At 72.9% G+C, this 17,317-nt stretch carries 19 protein-coding genes and 1 pseudogene; 10 read left to right on the top strand and 10 right to left on the bottom strand.

Annotation, left to right across the window (positions count from 1 at the left end; all coding sequences use genetic code 11):
* The gene (locus K2F47_RS36485) at window positions 1–777 is read left to right on the top strand and encodes a DUF4097 family beta strand repeat-containing protein (RefSeq protein ID WP_242910776.1); all 777 of its coding nucleotides are present in this window, start codon (window positions 1–3) and stop codon (window positions 775–777) included.
* Between the two features lie 8 nt (window positions 778–785).
* Here the strand turns inward: K2F47_RS36485 and K2F47_RS36480 are convergent, their stop codons facing one another.
* The 3 genes from K2F47_RS36480 to K2F47_RS36470 all read right to left on the bottom strand — a co-directional run bounded on the left by K2F47_RS36480 (window position 786) and on the right by K2F47_RS36470 (window position 4,932).
* On the bottom strand, window positions 786–3,254 hold the full coding sequence (locus K2F47_RS36480) for an FtsX-like permease family protein (protein WP_242910775.1): 2,469 nt from the start codon (window positions 3,252–3,254) through the stop codon (window positions 786–788).
* Window positions 3,251–3,988 (bottom strand): ABC transporter ATP-binding protein, encoded by a 738-nt coding sequence (locus tag K2F47_RS36475; protein WP_242910774.1) that lies wholly within the window; start codon window positions 3,986–3,988, stop codon window positions 3,251–3,253. Before K2F47_RS36475 ends, K2F47_RS36480 begins: the two co-directional genes overlap by 4 nt.
* Before the next feature lie 113 nt (window positions 3,989–4,101).
* The gene (locus tag K2F47_RS36470; protein ID WP_242910772.1) at window positions 4,102–4,932 is read right to left on the bottom strand and encodes a helix-turn-helix domain-containing protein; all 831 of its coding nucleotides are present in this window, start codon (window positions 4,930–4,932) and stop codon (window positions 4,102–4,104) included.
* 127 nt (window positions 4,933–5,059) lie between these two features.
* On the opposite strand from K2F47_RS36470, the gene K2F47_RS36465 reads away from it, so the two are divergent.
* Complete coding sequence (locus K2F47_RS36465; protein WP_242910770.1) at window positions 5,060–5,806, top strand: NADPH-dependent F420 reductase; 747 nt, start codon at window positions 5,060–5,062, stop codon at window positions 5,804–5,806.
* 62 nt (window positions 5,807–5,868) lie between these two features.
* Here K2F47_RS36465 and K2F47_RS36460 read toward each other — a convergent pair whose 3' ends face one another.
* Complete coding sequence (locus K2F47_RS36460; RefSeq protein WP_242910769.1) at window positions 5,869–6,762, bottom strand: NmrA family NAD(P)-binding protein; 894 nt, start codon at window positions 6,760–6,762, stop codon at window positions 5,869–5,871.
* Window positions 6,763–6,976: 214 nt separating this feature from the next.
* A complete protein-coding gene (locus K2F47_RS36455; protein WP_242910767.1) occupies window positions 6,977–7,456 on the bottom strand; it encodes a MarR family winged helix-turn-helix transcriptional regulator in 480 nt (159 codons plus the stop codon).
* Between the two features lie 240 nt (window positions 7,457–7,696).
* On the opposite strand from K2F47_RS36455, the gene K2F47_RS36450 reads away from it, so the two are divergent.
* A complete protein-coding gene (locus tag K2F47_RS36450) occupies window positions 7,697–8,464 on the top strand; it encodes a hypothetical protein (RefSeq protein ID WP_242910765.1) in 768 nt (255 codons plus the stop codon).
* A 9-nt stretch (window positions 8,465–8,473) separates the two neighbouring features.
* On the opposite strand, the gene K2F47_RS36445 is transcribed toward K2F47_RS36450, so the two are convergent.
* Window positions 8,474–9,100 (bottom strand): FMN-dependent NADH-azoreductase, encoded by a 627-nt coding sequence (locus tag K2F47_RS36445; protein WP_242910764.1) that lies wholly within the window; start codon window positions 9,098–9,100, stop codon window positions 8,474–8,476.
* Between the two features lie 99 nt (window positions 9,101–9,199).
* Between K2F47_RS36445 and K2F47_RS36440 the strand changes: the two genes are divergently transcribed.
* The 4 genes from K2F47_RS36440 to K2F47_RS36425 all read left to right on the top strand — a co-directional run bounded on the left by K2F47_RS36440 (window position 9,200) and on the right by K2F47_RS36425 (window position 11,410).
* The gene (locus K2F47_RS36440; protein ID WP_242910763.1) at window positions 9,200–9,712 is read left to right on the top strand and encodes an RNA polymerase sigma factor; all 513 of its coding nucleotides are present in this window, start codon (window positions 9,200–9,202) and stop codon (window positions 9,710–9,712) included.
* Window positions 9,709–10,167: a hypothetical protein gene (locus K2F47_RS36435; protein WP_242910762.1), complete on the top strand. Its 459-nt coding sequence runs from the start codon at window positions 9,709–9,711 to the stop codon at window positions 10,165–10,167. The genes K2F47_RS36440 and K2F47_RS36435 overlap by 4 nt, the downstream gene beginning before the upstream one ends.
* 46 nt (window positions 10,168–10,213) lie before the next feature.
* The gene (locus K2F47_RS36430; protein WP_242910761.1) at window positions 10,214–10,645 is read left to right on the top strand and encodes a DUF3995 domain-containing protein; all 432 of its coding nucleotides are present in this window, start codon (window positions 10,214–10,216) and stop codon (window positions 10,643–10,645) included.
* A 246-nt stretch (window positions 10,646–10,891) separates the two neighbouring features.
* Complete coding sequence (locus K2F47_RS36425; RefSeq protein WP_242910760.1) at window positions 10,892–11,410, top strand: hypothetical protein; 519 nt, start codon at window positions 10,892–10,894, stop codon at window positions 11,408–11,410.
* A gap of 6 nt (window positions 11,411–11,416) precedes the next feature.
* On the opposite strand, the gene K2F47_RS36420 is transcribed toward K2F47_RS36425, so the two are convergent.
* Together K2F47_RS36420 and K2F47_RS36415 are read right to left on the bottom strand one after the other, a co-directional pair.
* Entirely contained in the window at window positions 11,417–12,187 is a 771-nt protein-coding gene (locus K2F47_RS36420; RefSeq protein ID WP_242910759.1) for a hypothetical protein, read from the bottom strand.
* Window positions 12,188–12,297: 110 nt separating this feature from the next.
* Entirely contained in the window at window positions 12,298–13,137 is an 840-nt protein-coding gene (locus K2F47_RS36415; RefSeq protein WP_242910758.1) for an MBL fold metallo-hydrolase, read from the bottom strand.
* 158 nt (window positions 13,138–13,295) lie between these two features.
* Between K2F47_RS36415 and K2F47_RS36410 the strand changes: the two genes are divergently transcribed.
* A complete protein-coding gene (locus K2F47_RS36410; RefSeq protein ID WP_242910757.1) occupies window positions 13,296–14,021 on the top strand; it encodes a TetR/AcrR family transcriptional regulator in 726 nt (241 codons plus the stop codon).
* On the opposite strand, the gene K2F47_RS36405 is transcribed toward K2F47_RS36410, so the two are convergent.
* Complete coding sequence (locus K2F47_RS36405) at window positions 13,985–14,803, bottom strand: MBL fold metallo-hydrolase (protein ID WP_242910756.1); 819 nt, start codon at window positions 14,801–14,803, stop codon at window positions 13,985–13,987. The two genes, K2F47_RS36410 and K2F47_RS36405, sit on opposite strands and share 37 nt — an antisense overlap.
* Before the next feature lie 95 nt (window positions 14,804–14,898).
* On the opposite strand from K2F47_RS36405, the gene K2F47_RS36400 reads away from it, so the two are divergent.
* Complete coding sequence (locus K2F47_RS36400) at window positions 14,899–15,507, top strand: helix-turn-helix domain-containing protein (protein WP_242910755.1); 609 nt, start codon at window positions 14,899–14,901, stop codon at window positions 15,505–15,507.
* A gap of 34 nt (window positions 15,508–15,541) precedes the next feature.
* Here K2F47_RS36400 and K2F47_RS36395 read toward each other — a convergent pair whose 3' ends face one another.
* Window positions 15,542–16,114: a TetR/AcrR family transcriptional regulator gene (locus tag K2F47_RS36395; RefSeq protein WP_242910754.1), complete on the bottom strand. Its 573-nt coding sequence runs from the start codon at window positions 16,112–16,114 to the stop codon at window positions 15,542–15,544.
* A gap of 55 nt (window positions 16,115–16,169) precedes the next feature.
* Here K2F47_RS36395 and K2F47_RS36390 point away from each other — a divergent pair.
* Window positions 16,170–17,309, top strand: a pseudogene (locus K2F47_RS36390) (MFS transporter); the annotation flags it as partial.
* Between the last annotated feature and the right edge of the window lie 8 nt (window positions 17,310–17,317).

The following is a 17,317-nucleotide window of genomic DNA, read 5'->3' as shown; positions in this document are numbered from 1 at the left end:
ATGACCCTCCTGCGCAACGCCTGGATCGCGTTCGGGGGAGCCGCCACCGTCGCGCTGCTGGGCGTGGGGGTCGTCGGCGGACGGGTGTGGCTGAGCGGTTCCGACGAGCCATCGCGGCAGACCGTTCGGTACTCGCGAATCCACGCTGTGACCAGGGTGGTCGTGGACTTCGACAGCGGTCACGTGCTGATCGCGGCGGGCGGGGACGGCCGCGTCGACGTCGAGCGGCGGTCTGTGGACGGGCGGGTCCTCGACCTGAAGGAGGTCTGGGAGGGGGACCGGCTCCGGCTCAGCGGCGTGTGCCGCGACGGGAACGGCAAGCGCGTCACGCGCTGCGGGGCGCGGTACGTCCTCCGGGTTCCGGCGGCCGCCGAGGTCGAGGCGCGCGCCGACTCGGGCGAGGTCACGGTGGCCGGGCTGACCGGCGCGGTGTCCTGGACGTCCGGCAGCGGCGATCTGGACCTGCGGGACGTCCGGGGCCGCGTCCGGGCGACGACGAACTCGGGCGCGGTGACCGCCGCGGCGCTGCGTTCGCCGAGCGTGGACGCGCGGACCAACACCGGCGACGTCACCCTGGCGTTCGCCGCCGCGCCGGGCTGGGCGGGCGCGACCACCAACACCGGCGACGTTCAGATGACCGTTCCCCCAGGCCGGTACCGGATTGGCGCCGCCACCATCTCGGGCCAGCGTGACGTCACGATCCCGGAGGACGCCGCGTCCCCGTCCACGCTGGAGGCCCGCAGCAACACGGGGGACGTGCGGCTGCGGGCCGGTTGACCCAGCGATCACTGTCCGCGCGGGGCCGGTCCGCCGGTGAGCAGGCGGGTCGCGATCACCGACGTGCCGAGGGCGGTGGCGGCGCAGGCGGCGGTGACCGCGAGCACGGCGGCCCACGGGACGGTCAGCGGGAAGCCGCCCACCAGCCTGGTCAGCGCCTCCCGCTGACCGGCCACGACGGCGGTCGCCGCCGCGCCCGCGAGGACCACCCCGACGACCGTCGCCACCATGGTCTCGGCCGCCACGAACGCCAGCGTCTGGCGCCGGGTGGTGCCCGCCAGCGTGAGCGCCGACAGTTCGCGGCGGCGGTCGGGGGCCGCCATCACGAGGGTGTTGGCGATCGCGAGCAGGGCGAACGCGAGCGCGATCCCGAACACGTTGCCGGTGGCGAGCCTGGACTTGCGCTGCTGCTCGGCCCGCTTCGCGTCGAGCAGGTCCGCGCTGGTGGCCAGCCGCACGGGCTGGTCGCGCACGGCCGCGCGCAGCGCCGCGCCGACCGCGGAGGCGTCGCCGCCCGCCGCCACCGTGACCTCGATCCGGGTCGGGCGCGCGCCGCCGGTGCGGGCGGCGGGGAGGTAGCCGATCTCGCCGGTGACCGTGGTGCGGGTCTGGGCGGCCACCCGCAGCGGCACGGACATGCCGTCCGGCAGCCAGGCCCGCACCCGGTCGCCGGTACGGACGCCGAACTCACGCGCGCTGCCCCGGTCCAGGACGAGGAAGTCGCCGCCGAGCCGTCCCATGGACCCGTCCACGACGGTGGGACGCCGCGTCGCGTTCAGCGCCCGCGGATCGACGGCGAAGGCCGACAGCGTGCCCAGGTAGCGGTCGCCGTCCCCGCTCAGCCGCACCTCGGCGGGGGTGTAGACGGCGACCGTGGCGCCCGGGACGGCGCGCACCTGCTCGATGACGCCCGCGCCGATCTCGCCGTCGCCCTGCGCCGCCAGGACGTAGTCGGCGCTGCTCTCGGCGCGCGCACCGGCGACGTTCGCGGCGTTCGCGGCGTCCTGCGCGGTGAACAGCGCGGCGCCGAGGCCGACGGCCAGCACCACGGGGGTGGCGATCGCGGCGGTGCGGCGCCCGGCGAACAACACGCCCTCGCGGACCACCATCGCGCCCGCGCCGAGCCGGCGCAGCGGCCAGGCCAGCACGGCCAGCACGGGACGGACCAGCAGCGGGGTCAGCAGCGCGCAGCCGCCCACCAGCAGGATCGGGACGAACAGGTAGTTCTGCAAGCTGAGCGCCGAGGCCTGGCCGCCGCCGACGACACCGGCGCTCGTGCGGACGCCGAGCGCGAGCAGCACGCCGCCGAGCACCAGCCGCACCGGCGTGACCGCCCGCCGCCGGCCGCCCGCCTCGCGCAGCGCCTCCGCCGGACGGACGCGCCCGGCCCGCCACGACACCACCGCCGTGCCGAGCACCGCCGACAGCAGGCCCATGCAGAACGAGATCACCAGCGGGACGGGACGCGCGTCCACCGCGAGCCAGGACGGCGCGACGCCGTGGTCCACCATCCAGCCGCGCAGCACCCCGGTCAGCGGGACGCCGATCGCGCATCCGAGGGCCGACGCCAGCACGGCCAGCAGGAACGCCTCGGCGATCACCATCCGGCGCACCTGCCCCGGCGTCGCGCCCACGGTCCGCAGCAGCGCGACCTCGCGGCGGCGCTGCTCGACCACGAAGGCGAAGGTCGCGATGACCACGAACACCACGACGAAGGCGACCAGCATCATCGACGTCCCGGCCATCCCCTCGGCGTCGCGGAGCTGGTCGCGGCCGCCGTTCTGGTCGCGTTCGGCCAGCAGCCGGTCGGCGCCGGTGAGCACCCGCGCGCCGGTCCCCTGGGCCGCCGCGCGCACCGAGGCCGCCGGGCCGTAGGCGATCACGGCGCTGACCTCGGGCGACAGCCGTGCCGCCTCCGCGTCCGCGAAGAACACGGCGTGCTCGAACCACACGGGGGCGGTGACGCCCGCGACCCGGTAGTCGCCGAATCCGGCGCCGGTGGCGACCCGGACGGTCCCGCCGACCAGCGACGGGTCACCCCCGCCGACGACGATCTCCTTCGCCGAACCGGGCGCATGCCCCTTCACCAGCCGGTAGGGGGTGAACGCGGCGGTGCTCCAGGGGTGGCCGACCTGCTCGTCCGGGCCGCCTGGGAGCTGCGCCGGAAACGTCCGGTCCTGCACGGTCTTGCCCGTACTCGGCAGCGCCTGGACGGTCCGCTCCGGCAGCGGGCTCGGGCGGCCCACCGGGAACTCGCGCGGGTCGCCGTCGCCGTCCTTCAGCGTGACCGTGACCGGCGCGGTGACCACGGCCGGGGCCTGCGCGTACCGCTGCGGGCCGTGGAACTCGGTGGAGGTCACCGCCCGCAAAGTCAGGGCCGTCATGGCGATGATGGCGGTGCCGAGCGTCAGCGCCAGGAACGCCCCGGCGTAGCTCGCCGCGCGGCTGCGCAGCGTGGCCAGCGCGATCCGGATCATGTCGCGTCCTCAAGCTTGGTGATCCGGGCGGCGACCAGTTCCGGGGTCGGGGCCTCCAGGCTCCCGGCGATCCGTCCGTCGGCGAGGAACAGCACCTCGTCGGCGGACGAGGCCGCGACGGGGTCGTGGGTGACCATCACGATCGTCTGCCGCTCCCGGTCCACGAGCTCGCGGAGCAGCTTCATGACTTCCCGAGAGGAGTGGGAGTCCAAGGCGCCGGTGGGCTCGTCGGCGAACAGCACCTGGGGCCGCGTCACCAGCGCGCGGGCGATCGCCACCCGCTGCTGCTGGCCGCCCGACATCTCGCCGGGACGGTGCCGCCGCCGCTCCGCCAGGCCCAGCCGGTCAAGCGCGGCGTCCACGTCCTGGCGCTTCGGCCGCCTGCCCGCCAGCATCAGCGGCAGCGCGACGTTCTGCCGGGCCGTGAGCGAGGGGACGAGGTTGAACGCCTGGAACACGAACCCGACGCGGTCGCGGCGCAGTCTGGTCAGCGCGCGCTCGCTCAGCCCGCTCAGCGCGGTCCCGGCGAGCTCCACTTCACCGTCGTCGACACGGTCGATTCCGGCGGCGCACTGGAGCAGGGTGGACTTTCCCGATCCCGAGGGACCCATGACGGCGGTGAAGCGTCCGGCCGGGAAGGTGACCGAGACGCCGTCCAGCGCGGCCACCCTGTTGTCGCGGCGGCCGTAGGTCTTGCTGACCCGGCTGATCCGCACCATGACGTCGGTGTTCATGACCTCGACGGTAGATTCTGGACCCCCGCCGGAACCATGAGTCGCACACCCGATTCGACCCTGTACCCAGCACCAGGTCGCCCCTGGCCCGCGCACCAGACCTGCCGACCGGGCTACAGGTTCGCGAGTTCGCGCAGGGCCTTCTCGGACGGGGAGCCCGGCTCGGCGGCGAACAGGTCCAGGCCGACGCAGGACGGCGCGTCCGGGAGCGTGAGGCGTTCGCCGTGCAGGGTGAGGTGTCCGACGACCGGGTGGTGCAGCCGGTACGAGCGGGATCGGACCCGGGCCACCGAATGCTCCGCCCAGAGCCGGGCGAAGTCGCGGCTCAGCTCGCGCATGGCGTCGATGTGCGAGGTGAGGGCGGCGTCGCCGCGAAACCGTCCGAGCAGGACGCGCAGGTGCGCGACGTGCTCGCGCGCCGTCCGCTCCCAGTCGGCGTGGTGCAGCTCCCGCAGGTGGGGCTCGACGAACAGCAGGTGGGTGAGGGTGCGGCGGTGCTCCGGCAGCGCGGCGAAGTCGCCGAACACCGCCACGGCGAGCGGGTTCCATCCGACGATCTGGGTGTGCCGCCCGACCGCGAGCGCGGGCGCCATCTCGAACGACCGCAGCAGGTAGCGCAGGCTCTGGGGCAGCTCCGGGCCGTCCTCGGCCACGGTGCACGGCCGCGGGCGCCGCGCGATGGCGCGCAGGTAGGCCAGCTCGTCGGCGTCCAGGCGCAGCGCGGCGGCCACGGCGTCGATGATCTCGTCCGAGACGGCGTCGCCCCGGCCCTGTTCGAGCCGGGTGTAGTGGGCGACGCTCACGCCCGCCAGCCGCGCCAGCTCCTCGCGCCGCAGGCCCGCGACGCGGCGCACCGTCCCGTAGTCGGGCAGCCCGACGTCCTCGGGACGCAGCCGGGCCCGGCGCGATCTGAGGAATCCGCCCAGCTCCGCACGGTCGTCCACGTCATCACCCTACGCAGGACGCGCGGCGGGTGATCAGCCCGTGCGTAGGCACGCCACGGACCTGGCCGGACGGCGGCCGCCGCTCCAGGCTGGCGGGCGAGCGATCATCGACGAACGGAAACGGACCATGCCTCGGACACTCGGACTCATCGGCAGCGGAATGATCGGATCCGCCGTGGCCCGGCTGGCGCTCGCGGCGGGCCTGGAGGTCGTGCTCAGCAACTCGCGCGGCCCCGAGACCCTTGCCGACCTCGTCACCGAACTGGGCGAGGGCGCCCGCGCCGCCACCCCGGCGGAGGCGGCGCGCGTCGCTGACCTGGTCGTCGCCGCGATCCCCCTCAGGGCCTACGACCGGCTCCCCGCCGAGGCCCTCGCGGGCAGGACGGTGCTGGACACCGCGAACTACTACCCGGAGCGGGACGGCCACCTGCCCGAAGTCGACTCCGGCGAGCTGACCTCCAGCGCGCTCCTGCAACGCCACCTCGCGGGCTCCCACGTGATCAAGGCGTTCAACACCATCACCCCGCACCAGCTCGTCTCCCTCGCCCGGCCCGCGGGCGCCGGGGACCGGAGCGCGCTGCCCATCGCGGGCGACGACGACGCGGCCAAGGCGGAGGCCGTCCAGCTGCTGGACCTGCTCGGTTACGCCGCGGTCGACATCGGCCCGCTCGCCGAGAGCTGGCGCAGCGAACCGGACACGCCCGCCTACGTCCGTCCCTACCTCGGCGAGGTGCCCGCGATGAGCGTCGAGGACTTCCTGCGCTGGACGTTCCGGACCCCAGGCGTCCCCGTCGCGGCGGCGGAGATCCGCAAGCTCATCGAGATCACCGTGCGCCGACCGGCGGGCGCGGCCAGGCTCCCGAGCGATTACTGACGCGCCGCCTGCGAGACGTGCCCGTGCCGACGGCCGCCGGGGCCGCCGGCGCGGGCGCCCGATCAGGACGAGGCGCGCACGAAGTCGGCCACCGAAACGGGCTTGACCTGCGGGTACCTGGCGTTGTCCAGGGTGTCGAACTTGCCCTTCCCGCTCACCATGCACCACTGGTACTGAAGCGCGACGTAGTCGAACGGGTTCTCGGTGAGCCCGGCCTGGCGCGCGATCTCGGCGCGCAGTTCGTCGGCCGTGCCGAGGTTGCGCAGTTCCAGCGTCCGGCCCGAACCGCGCTGGACGGCCTCGTGGAACCGGCGGAACGAGACGACCTCACCGGCGAACCGGAGTGTGCCGGTGGCGCCCGGATCGAGCGCGACGGCGGCGGTGTAGGCGGCCGTGTCGGACACGGAGGTCAGGTCGAGCGGCTGGTCGGGGTCGCCCCAGTGCGACAGCGTCCCCTTCTCCCAGTCCACGATCCCCATGAAACCGACCATGACCTCGTAGAAGGCGCCATTGAGCACGGAGACCACGTCCAGGTCGGCGTCCCGGAAAATGGCGGCGGCCCGGCGGCGCCAACCGATCATGAAGTTGTCGTCGTCGTCCAGCTTGGTCAGATCCACGGCGAAGTCGGACGGGATGAAGCGGGCGGCACCGGCCTTCTCGGCGGCGCGCACGAGGTTGACCTGCCCGTCCACGATCACGTCGGGGCCGCCCTGGACGGCCGAGATCACCGTCGTGGCATCACCGACCGCTTCGGCCAGCTTCGCCGTGGGGTCGGTGATGTCGCCCACGACCACCTCCAGGCCACGCGCCTGGAGGGCCTCGATCGCCGCCCTCTTCCCGACGTCCTCGCCCGGCCGCACCAGCGCCCGGACGGACGCGCCCTGGTCGAGCAGCGAGCCGACGATCCGTCCGCCGAGCAGGCCGGTCGCCCCGGCCACAAAAACCTTCGATGACATGCTGTTTCTCCTGCGTGTAGTGATTCGGTCGGAACCTGTTTCCAGGCGTCTCTGTATTGCGCTCCCGGCCCGGTGGCCCGAATTCGGGCAGCACAACAGAACGCACGTGACCTCTGAAGCGCCATGGAAGGCAGGGCAGAGCGCCGCGCGGACGGCACGGGAACGTGGATATGCGGGTCGTGGCGACGACGGTCAGCGCACGATCAGAAGACTTCTACGAATTCTTTTTGATGGCCTCGGCGAAGGCGCCGAGCCCTTCCGCCAAATGTTCGACGTCGGAGGACTCCCAGTCGGCCAGGAGCGCGGCGACGGCGTCCGCCCGCGCCTTCCACAGCTCGCGGATGGCGAGCCTGCCCTCCTTCGTGACGCTCACCAGCTGCGCCCTGGCGTCCGCCGGGTCGGGCCGCCGCTCGATGAAGCCGCGCCCCTCCAGGCGCTTGGCGGGTGGTGACAGCGTGGACTTGTCCACCTCCATCAGCCCGGCCAGCGCCGACAGCCGCACCGGCCCGTGCAGCGAGACCTGGGCGAGCAGCGTGTAGTCGCCCAACGACATCTCCAGCCCGGAGGACGCCATGATCCGCCGCCGGGTGGCCGGGGCGAACATCCAGTTGCCGACCGTGGCCAGCGCGGCCGCCACGCGGTCGGCCGCCTCCCGCTGACCGGGCCCGCCTCCCGCGCCGGGGGCATCCTCCATCTCCCGTCCCATCCTCCGTATTAGTTGGTTTGACTCAACCAACCATAACTCGCGGGTTCCCTCCCCTGCAAGTACGGCCAGCCGGTGTCGGGTGTGGGCGCGGTGCCGATGGTGGTGGCCAGGGCGTCCATGACGAGGTGCTGCCTCGGCCGCCAGCGGCCGCGGATGGCGGGCCTCGTGGTTCCGGCGCGCGCCGCCGCCTCCCTCGTCAGGCCCCTGTAGCCGACCTCAAAGGCTGCCATGGTCCACGGCGCCGACGAGACCGGAACCCCCGCCGTCCAGGAAGAGGCCGCCGACCGGTGCGGCCCGCTGCGTCCGATGACCTGGGGCATGCTGGTGCTGGCGGCCGGGGGCGGGGGGGCCGGGACCGCGCCTACATGGCTGCTGTTCCTCGCCGGCCGCTTCCTCCAGGGGCGCGGTGATGGCCATGGCCTACGCGAGGCGTCGTCGGTCTGGACGTTCCCGTCGCTGGTCGGCCCGGCCACCACCGGCATCCTCGCGGAGCGGACCACGTGGCGGTCGGTGTTCCTGCTCATCCTGTTGCTCATCGCCGTGGCCGCCGTCCTCAGCCTGCCCCCGTTGCGCGGGCTGGGACGGGCCGGTGGCACCGAGACCGCTCCTGCCGGGCTGCTCTGGTGGAAGCGTCCACTGGGGAGTTCCGTGCTGCTGACCAACGCGGCCGCCCTGGTCGCCGTCGGCGTTCTCGTCACGGTTCCCGCGCTGCGCTGGGTGGCACCCCCGGGCACGCTGAGCGCGCGGCGCGGCCTCGGCGCCGGGGTCGCCGTCCGCGCCCTGCTGTGCGGGGCCTACTTCGGCACCGAGGCGTTCCTTCCGCTCGGCCTCCAGGAGTCGCGGGGCATGAGCGCCACCGCGTCCGGCCTCGGGCTGGGTGGAGCGGCGATCGCCATCGGGAAGGAGCACGACTCCTCGCTGCTGGGCGTCCTGACCGGGCTGCTCGCCGTGGGCGGCATGCTGCTGGCGCGGCGTCGCCGTCCCGAAAGGGCGTGAGTTCCGTGGTCAGAAGCGCTTGCCCTCCTCGCGGGCGCGGGCGTGGGCTTCGCGGCGTCCGGTCTCGGCGTCGGCGGTGGCGAGGTTGGGACGGAACTGGACGGTGGCGATGTCCGTGATCCCGGCCCAGCGCAGCCAGCCCTCGAAGAACGCGCTCTGGAAGTCGGCGCCGAAGGCCGGTCCGCGGCCGTCGCCGTAGACGGCGCTCGTGTAGACGACGGCCGCCTTCTTCTCCTTCAGGAGACCGGTGTAGCCGTTCTCGGGGTCGAACCCGAAAACCCAACCCGGCTGGGAGATCACGTCGACGAACTGCTTGAGGATGTACGGCACGCCCGAGTTCCACATGGGGACGCTGAACAGGTAGCGGTCGTAGGAGTCGAACCGCTCGAAGACGGCGCGGGCCGCCGCCCACGCGCGTTCCTGCGCGCCGGAGGGGTCCTCGCCCCCGAAGACCGCCATCTTGGCTCCGGCTCCGGCGGGGCCGAACTCCGGGAGCGTGCCGTCCCAGAGGTCGTGGTGGTCGACTGTGTCGCCGGGGTGGGTCTCGCGGTAGGCGTCGAGGAACGTCGCGGCGAGCGACAGCGACTCCGAGGACGTCCCGCGCGGCGAGGCGGAGACGTGCAGCAACCGGCTCATGGGCGTGATCCCTTCATTAAACGGACTGTGGTCCATATGACTGAGCTTAACGGACCATAGTCCACTTAGCAATCGGCCGGGTCTCGCTAGGGTGGGCCGGTGAGCGGGGTCGACCCTGAGGTCGTGCGGCGGGCGCAGCGCGGCGATCTGATGGCATTGCACGAGGTCCTGGACGTGCTCACCCCGTACGTGCGCCGGCTCTGCGGGCCGATCGCGCTCCAGGACGCCCCCGACGCCGCCCAGGAGGCGCTGATCGTGGTCATGCGCAACCTGAAGGACCTGCGCGAACCCGGCGCCCTGCTCGGCTGGGTCCGGGTCATCGCCGTGCGGGAGGCGGTACGGGTGGCGAAGCAGTCGGCGCGGGCCGTCCCCGCACCGCTGGCCGAGGTGCCCGCGCCCGGAGATCCGGCGCTCGCCACCGATGTCCGTGACGTGCTGGACCGGCTGTCGCCCGAGCACCGCGCCGTCCTCGTGCTGCGCGACCTGGAGGGCCTGGACGAGGGGACGGCTGCACGGATGCTGCGGGTGCCCGCCGGGACCGTCCGGTCGCGGCTGTTCCGGGCCCGGGCGAGCTTCCGGCGGAACTGGCGAGGCGAAGGGGCGGGGCGATGACCTGGCCGAACGACGACCTGGACGATCCGCGACGGCTCCGCGCCATCGCGGCGGCGTTCCCGGGCGCCATGCTGGAGGAGGCCGTCCTGCCGTCCGCCTTCGACGACGTGTGGGCGGTGCTGGGCGACCCGGAGCGGGGCTTTCCCGGGCTGGTCCCGGACGTCCGCTCGCTCCGCATCACCGAACGCGATGGCGAACGGATGCGCGCGACCGTGCACGGCCGCTCCGGCCTGCGAGCACGGTTCGACATGGTGCTTCGTCCCGGCTGGTGCCTGATGCAGAGCCGTTTTCTGGTGTTCGGGATGGGTGTTGTCGCCGAAGGGGAAGGCACGCGTTTCGCGTACATGGCGGCGCTTCGGGTGCCGGGTGCGCGTTTTCTGGGGCCGGTGATCCGGCGTGTGCTGGGCCCGGTGGTGCTGCGGCGCTTCGTCCGGCGCTTCACCCCGGAGGAGTGACGCGGATCACGGGAGTGGTGCGGGCTCTTCGCGTCCTCTCCCTAGCATGCGAACTTACGAAATCGCGGCCCTCCTGGTGGCCGCCGTCCTCGTCCTCGACGCGCTCCTGCACGTGTACTGGATGACCGGGCGCACCTGGCCCGCCCGCGACGTCTCGGCCCTGTCCCAGGGGCTGCTGAACGCGGACGTCCCCTTCACCCCGCGCGTCCTGGCTCCGCTCGTCCTGGCCCTGTCGGGTGCCGGGGCCACCGTCCTGGCCCAGGCCGATGTGATCCTCCCGGGTCTCCCGGGCTGGCTCCCCCTGACCGGGACGCTCGTCGTCGCCGCCGGAGTGGGGGTGCGCGCCCTGGCCGGTGTCGCGTGGGCCCTCGGCATCGGCGCCGAGAGGGACTCGACCTTCTACCGGCTCAACCTCGTCCTGTACACGCCGCTCTGCCTGCTCATGGTCGCCGCGACAGCACTCGTGGCCGCGCACTGAGTCCCCGCCGAACCACGGCACTACGAACCGAAGAGCAGCCTCTCCATACGCTTCCCGAGTCTGATTTCACACTAAATGCCGCTATGCCGCACACCCGTTTCAGGGACGCGGGGGCATTCAATGCGATATGGCCGATCGTGGCCGCCTGCTATGCGGTGAAATGTCGTTGACAGCAATTCACCCGTCACGCAAACTCGCCATACCCCGTCGCGAATCACGATTCGCCAATTGCATCAGGAGGCACACATGGAACAGCAACGATGGGGCTCGGCGCCGGGTCTGAAGCGAAGGCTCGCCGTGGTCGGGTCCGCGGCCGTGCTGGTGGTCGCCGGCACCGTGACGACGGCGGAGGCGACGCCCGCCGCCCCCACCGTCCCGGCCAAGTACCAGGTCGACTTCTCGACCGGTGCCACGGCGCGCGGCGCCAGGGTCATCCACTGCGAGGTCCGGTTCATCGGCGCCCACGGCGGCATCCCGCACAAGTCCGGCCACGTGCACGGCACCATCAACGTCCGCACGGGTGTGACCTGTAGCCAGCCGCTCCGGATGATCCGCGGCAAGGTCGGCCTGTTCAGCAACCGCGGCACCAAGATCAAGGCGTTCGGCAGCACCGGAAGGCGCACGGCCAAGGGCAACGCGGCACTCGTCTGCCGGACCGGTAAGTACCACGGTGAAGTGGTCGCCACCCTTTACGCACCCCCCGGATATACCCCGCGGGTCGCGACCGTCGCGAAGAAGACCCCGACGGTCTCCATCCACTGCTGACCCGGATTACCGGTTGATGTCGTCGCTGTCCGCCCACACCGGGTCGGTCACCTCGACCGGAACGGCCTCCAACCGCTCGTCCGCCAATATGTCGGAGACGAGCGCCCCGGTCCCCCCGAGGTAGGTGGAGTCCAGATCCGTCTCGGACGTGACGCACCACGCCCGGTCGTCGGGCCAGAACAGGTTGGGCGACTGCGAGAGCAGCGGCATCGCGAGTTCCCCGGCGGCGTCGAGGGGGCCTTCGAGTAGGAGATATGCGCGTTCCGGCAACTCCACTCGGGGGCCCTCCGCGATCTCCGGCGGGAATTCCGGCGGGAGCATGTCGGGCTCCCACGCCTCGCCGTCATCGGCTGTGAACGTGGCGGTCGACTCGTCCGGGGCCAGTCCGTACCCGTCCCAGACGCAGAACCAGCAGCGTCCGGCCGTCGTGGTGTGCCCGGCCAGGACGTCGCACAGCGCCGCCAGGAGATACGGAGCCAGCGACCCCGGATCGGGCTCCTCCACCCACGGCCGTTCGGCACCCGTGCGCGGAACGGGCCCGGCCAGCGTCTGGAACTGCACCCGCGGATGCACCATCCCGCCCGACCACTCGGCCACCCGCGCCCACGTCACCGGGCTCTCGTCGGCCGCGTAGGCCGGGTGCAGGATGCGCGCGTACGCCTCGAAACCATGCGGCACCAGACCGCCCACCCCGGACCCGAACGCCCCGACACCCGCGACCACCCAGTCCGCGGGCCGGACGTCGCCGCACGGCGAAAGCCGCGAACGCCGAGCCATCACCCGAACCTCCGATCGCGCGTCCTCCCGTCCTCGCACAGTACGCCAGCGCCGCGTACCGGCGAGGCCGCACCGCACAGGTGCATCTGGACGCGCCGCCGCCCCCCGTCTCAGCGCAGGCTCTGGGTCTTCCCGGCCGGTCGGAGGTCGACGAGCCTGGCGCCGATGCCGTGCCTTTCGAACGCCGCCACCAGCGACTCCATGTCCTCGGAGTAGATGTTCCAGCTGTCGGTGTGCACCGCGACCACCTTGCGAGGGTCGAGGTACGTCGCGACCTCGGCCGCCCGGTCGGAGGTGAGGGTCAGCGGCGCGTTGTCGAGGATCGCCGGGGTGCGGGCCGCGCCCGCGAACAGTACGGCCGTGTCGATGCGGCCGTACTCCTCCCGGACGCGGTCGCCGACCGCCTTGGCGACCTTCACGGAGGCGTTGTCGCCGGAGACATAGGTGGTCGGGACGCCCGTGCCGCTGAGCACGAAGCCGGTGACCTCGCCGTCCTCGCCACGGTCCACGCCGTCGGGGCCGTGCAGGGCGGGCACCGCCGTGACCTCGATCTCGCCGCGGGAGGTCTTCAGCGTCCTGGACGTCCAACTCTCCATACCGGTGACATGGTCGCCGAGGCGCCGCCGCGCACCGGGCGTGGAGAACACGACGGGGACTTTCCGGAGCAGGTCACGGCCCGAGTCGTCGAGGTTGTCGTCGTGCTGGTCATGGGAGAGCAGCACCGCGTCGATCGCGCCGACCCGGTCGACGCCGAACGCCGGGGGCCGCGTCTTCTCCAGGCCGCTCGGGTACGTCCGCGGCCGGTCGAAGGTCGGGTCGATCAGGATGCGGGCGCCCGCGATCTCCAGGATCGTCGTCGGGCCGCCGACGTGCGTGACGGTGAACGCGTCGGTGCCGGACGGCCGGTCGCCGCCGACGACCTCGGCCGGGACGGATGCGGAACGCTTCATGAGGCGGATCTCCCTCTCTCGGAGCAGGCGGTCGGACGCTCCGACCGTGCTTTCAACGCTAACACATTATGTAAGCGTTGATAACGAACCCCTGCTCTGCCAGCCCCAGATCTCCCTTCTACTCGGTTCCGGCGCGTTAGCGCCGCTATCATTGATCCATGGCCACGGCACGGACGCGCATCCTGGACGCCACCGCTGAGCTCCTCGCCACCAAGGACGCGCTGGCGATCTCGACCCGTGCCATCTGCGAGCGGGCCGAGGTCGGCATGCCGGAGATCTACCGCCAGTTCGGCGACAAGCAGGGGCTGCTCACCGCGGTCGCCGACGTCGGCTTCGAACGCTTCCTCGCGAACAAGCGGCAGAACCCGGCCACCGCCGATCCGGTGGCGGACCTGCGCTCGGCCTGGGACAGCCATGTCGCGTTCGCGATCCGCAACCCCCACCTCTACCGGCTCATGTTCACCCCGACCGGGGACGCCAGGCCGCGCGGGATCAAGGAGGCGCACGCGCTGCTGCTGGCGGCCATGGAGCGCTGCCGTGCCGCCGGACGGCTCCGCGCGGCACCCGAACTCGCCGCCCGCTCGGTGCTGTCCGCCAACGTGGGCGTGTGCCTGATGGCGCTGTCCTTCCCCGACTCCTTCGGCGAACTCGACATCTCGCAGTCGGTGCGCGACGCCCTGATCGCGAAGGTCACCGGCGACGAGGGGGAGGACGCGCGGATCGGCGTCGCGGCGGTCCTCGCGCAGGCACTCGTCGGCACCCTCACGGGCACGGCGTCCGTGGACCCCGCCGCCCTGGACGACCTGACCCGCGCCCTCCGCCCGAAGTCCCCAGGCGATGGGCCCGATCAGCCGATCGGCGGCGCGAGGTACTCCAGCGCGTAGCCATCGCCTGAGGGGGTCACGCGGGCGATGCCGGGCGAATCGAGGTGGGCGCCCGCCACGAAGTGGTGCGGCCGGGTCAGTTGTTCGAGGAGTCCCGCTCGCGCCGCGCGGGCCTGGGACTGGTCGCCGTCGAGCTCCCAGGACACGTTCGGCTGCTCGAACTGGAGCGTCGGGACGTGGACGGTGTCGCCCCAGGCCAGCAGACGACCGGCGCCGCTCGCGATCTCGTAGACGGTGTGGCCGGGCGTGTGGCCCGGGGTGGGGATCGCGGTGGCCCACTCGTTGATCGCGGTCCTCTCCGACACGGGCACGACCCGGTCGCGGATCGGTGCGAGCCGTCCCGTGAAGACCGAGGTGTCGCCCGCGCCGATCCACACGCGCTCCAGGCCGGTGAACGCCTCCGAACCGTCCGGCGCGATCAGGCCGCTCACGTGGTCCTCGTGCCGGTGGGTGATGGCCACGTCGGTCACCCGCGTCCGGTCGACCCCCGCCTCGTCGAGCGCGTCGTAGATCAATCCCATCGTGGGGTCGTGCCAGACGTCGGACGCGCCGGTGTCGATGAGGACCGACCGCGTGCCGTCGGTGACGTAGAAGGCGTTGACCGACAGCCGCAGGTCGTCGCCGGCCAGCGGGACGGCGGGCGGCAGCTCGGCGAGCGCGCGCCCGTCCTCGTCGCGGAGCCGGGTCGGCGGCATGTCGATGTAGCCGTCCCGCAACGAGACAACCTGTAGGTCGCCGAACTCGAACGTGGCATGGTGCCGGCCGCTAGAGACCAACCGCATGGGAACCTCCGTGATATCTCCAATAGAAGACTCAGTCTCCTTTAGGAGAAACTCTACACTGTGGGCCGCGAGATACCCATCGATCGAGGAGCACGGTGGTCGAGCAAGACGGAACCGCGGCCGGACCGGAGCACGGCGACGACCTGGCCGGCGCGTTCGGCGCCAACGTGCGGCGGCGCCGCGAGGAGGCGGGGCTGACGCTGGAGCAGCTGTCCACCCGGTCGTCGGTCAGCCGGGCGATGCTGTCCAAGGTCGAACGCGGCGAGAAGAGCCCGACGATCGGCGTCGCGTCCAGGATCGCCCACGCGCTCGACGCGTCGCTCTCGGACCTGATCGGCGCGCCCGCCGCCGCCGCGTCCGGTGTGGCCGTCGTCATGCGCAAGAGCGATCGCCCCGTCTTCCGCGACCCGGAGACCGGCTTCGAGCGGCACATGGTGTCGGCGGCCCCGGGCGCGGGAGGAGCGGAGATGATCGTCCACCACCTGCCCGCGCAGGTCTCGACCGGACTGCTGCCCGCCTACCCGCCGGGCACGGAGAAGCAGGTCGTGGTGCTCGAAGGCACGCTCACCGCCGCGATCGGCGGGATCAGCGAGACCCTGCACAAGGGCGACTCCCTGTTCTTTCAGGCCGACGCGGACCACGGCTTCGCCAACCGGACGAACGCCGCCTGCGAATACATCATGGTCATCACCCGCCGAACCTGATCAGCCGCCGCGTACGCGTCAGAACCGGCGGGGGTCAGGCCCCGGCGAGGAGGCGGCGGGCGGCGTCGCGCGCGTCCTGGCCCGCGGCCGGGGCCCCGTCGATGGCGGTGACGACGCTGGCGCCCTCGATCAGCAGCAGCAGTTGCCGCGCGGTCGTCGCCGGGTCGGCGAGGCCCAGGCCGTCCAGCCGGTCCTCCAGCAGCGTGCGGTACCGGACGAGGTGCCGGCGCGCGATCGCGGCGACCTCGACGTCCGCGCGGGTGTCGGTGAAGGTGTTGACGACGGCGCACCCGTGGTAGGCGGGCTGCGCGAACCAGTCGATGAGCAGGTCGAAGACCGACAGCACCCGCTCGGGCCCGGGCGGCGCGGACGCCGTCTCGCGGTCGAGCCAGGCGTGGATGCGGTCGCTGTAGTCGGCGAGCATGGCCCGCACGAGCGCTTCCTTGGACGGGAAGTACCGGTACAGGCTGAGCTTGGACGCGCTCGCCCGCGCGGCGATCTCGTTGACGCCGACGGCGTGGACGCCGCGCTCGTAGAACAGTTCGGCTGCCACGCCCAGGATCTTCGCGCGGGTGGCGGCCTGTCCCGCCGGCAACGTCTCGGCCATGGGCGCATGATACCGGCTTGTACTGTGACAGTACAGAACTGTACTGTCTTGCCACATGGACGACTCGACACCGACGGGGCGACTCTGGGCGGCGGTCCTGTGCGGTTACCTCGCGCTCGGCGCGACGTTGCAGGAACTCCCCGGCTACGTGACCGGCGACCTGGGCCGGGGCACCGCCGCGGCGGCGCTGGCCGTCGGCACCGCCTTCGCCGCCACCGCGCTCGTCCGCCCGTTCGCCGGACGCGCCGGGGACGCCGGCCTGGCCCGCCCGGTGGTGATCGCGGGCGGCGCGCTCACCGCCGCCGGCGCCCTCGGCCACCTGCTCGCCCCGAACCTCGCGGTGCTGCTCGCCGCCCGGCTGGTCATGGGCGCGGGCGAGGCGGCCCTGTTCTCCGGCGCCCTGCCCTGGGTCCTGGCCGGGGCCACCGGCGACCGGAAGGGCCGGCTGACGGGATGGTTCGGGCTGTCGATGTGGGGCGGCCTGTCCGCGGGCCCCGTGCTGGCCGTCCTCGTCCACCGGCTCGGCGGCACCGGCGCCGTCTGGTGGACGGTCGTGGCCCTCCCCCTCGTGTCGAGCGTTCTCCTCGCCACCACCCGTTCGCGGCAGGAACGACGACCGGGCTCCTGGCACGACATCCTGCCCAGCGGCGCCGGGCTGCCCGGGCTGTGCCTCGGCCTCGCCGCCTACGGCTACGGCACCCTGACCGCCCTGCTCGTCCTCTACCTCGGCGACCGCCACATCGGCGGCCAGCAGATGGCGCTGGCGATGTTCGCGGTGCCGTTCCTGCTCTCACGCTCGGTGGGCAGCCCCCTGGTCGACCGGCACGGCGGCGCCGCCGTCGTCCGGGTCGTCCTGCTGGTCGAGGCGGCGGGGCTGGCCGTCCTCACGACCGCGACGTCCGAACCCGTCGCCCTCGTCGGCGTCGCCGTCACCGGCGTGGGACTCGGCCTCGTCTACCCCTGCACGACCACGATCACCCTGGGCCGCACGAGGGCACTGCGCCCCGGCGCCGCGGTCGGCACGATGACGTCCTTCTGGGACCTCGGCATCCTCGCCGCCGGCCCGCTCGGCGGCCAGCTCGCCGCCCACCTCGGCTACCGGACCGCCTTCGCCACCGCCATCGCCGCGACCCTCGGAGCCCTGGCCACAACCACGCTCCTGCCCCCCCCCCCCCCCCCCCCCCCCCCCCCCCCCCCGCCAAC

Origin of the sequence: Actinomadura terrae (assembly GCF_022751215.1) — a bacterium.
GTDB lineage: Bacteria > Actinomycetota > Actinomycetes > Streptosporangiales > Streptosporangiaceae > Spirillospora > Spirillospora terrae.
The sequence above is the reverse complement of the archived record's forward strand: the minus strand, read 5'-3'. Positions and strand labels throughout refer to the sequence as shown.

Coding starts and splice junctions, on each gene's coding strand:
- K2F47_RS36485 (WP_242910776.1), top strand. CDS start 1: ATGACCCTCCTGCGCAACGCCTGGATCGCGTTCGGGGGAGCCGCCACC.
- K2F47_RS36480 (WP_242910775.1), bottom strand. CDS start 3,254: ATGATCCGGATCGCGCTGGCCACGCTGCGCAGCCGCGCGGCGAGCTAC.
- K2F47_RS36475 (WP_242910774.1), bottom strand. CDS start 3,988: ATGAACACCGACGTCATGGTGCGGATCAGCCGGGTCAGCAAGACCTAC.
- K2F47_RS36465 (WP_242910770.1), top strand. CDS start 5,060: ATGCCTCGGACACTCGGACTCATCGGCAGCGGAATGATCGGATCCGCC.
- K2F47_RS36460 (WP_242910769.1), bottom strand. CDS start 6,762: ATGTCATCGAAGGTTTTTGTGGCCGGGGCGACCGGCCTGCTCGGCGGA.
- K2F47_RS36455 (WP_242910767.1), bottom strand. CDS start 7,456: ATGGAGGATGCCCCCGGCGCGGGAGGCGGGCCCGGTCAGCGGGAGGCG.
- K2F47_RS36450 (WP_242910765.1), top strand. CDS start 7,697: ATGGTCCACGGCGCCGACGAGACCGGAACCCCCGCCGTCCAGGAAGAG.
- K2F47_RS36445 (WP_242910764.1), bottom strand. CDS start 9,100: ATGAGCCGGTTGCTGCACGTCTCCGCCTCGCCGCGCGGGACGTCCTCG.
- K2F47_RS36435 (WP_242910762.1), top strand. CDS start 9,709: ATGACCTGGCCGAACGACGACCTGGACGATCCGCGACGGCTCCGCGCC.
- K2F47_RS36430 (WP_242910761.1), top strand. CDS start 10,214: ATGCGAACTTACGAAATCGCGGCCCTCCTGGTGGCCGCCGTCCTCGTC.
- K2F47_RS36425 (WP_242910760.1), top strand. CDS start 10,892: ATGGAACAGCAACGATGGGGCTCGGCGCCGGGTCTGAAGCGAAGGCTC.
- K2F47_RS36420 (WP_242910759.1), bottom strand. CDS start 12,187: ATGGCTCGGCGTTCGCGGCTTTCGCCGTGCGGCGACGTCCGGCCCGCG.
- K2F47_RS36415 (WP_242910758.1), bottom strand. CDS start 13,137: ATGAAGCGTTCCGCATCCGTCCCGGCCGAGGTCGTCGGCGGCGACCGG.
- K2F47_RS36410 (WP_242910757.1), top strand. CDS start 13,296: ATGGCCACGGCACGGACGCGCATCCTGGACGCCACCGCTGAGCTCCTC.
- K2F47_RS36405 (WP_242910756.1), bottom strand. CDS start 14,803: ATGCGGTTGGTCTCTAGCGGCCGGCACCATGCCACGTTCGAGTTCGGC.
- K2F47_RS36395 (WP_242910754.1), bottom strand. CDS start 16,114: ATGGCCGAGACGTTGCCGGCGGGACAGGCCGCCACCCGCGCGAAGATC.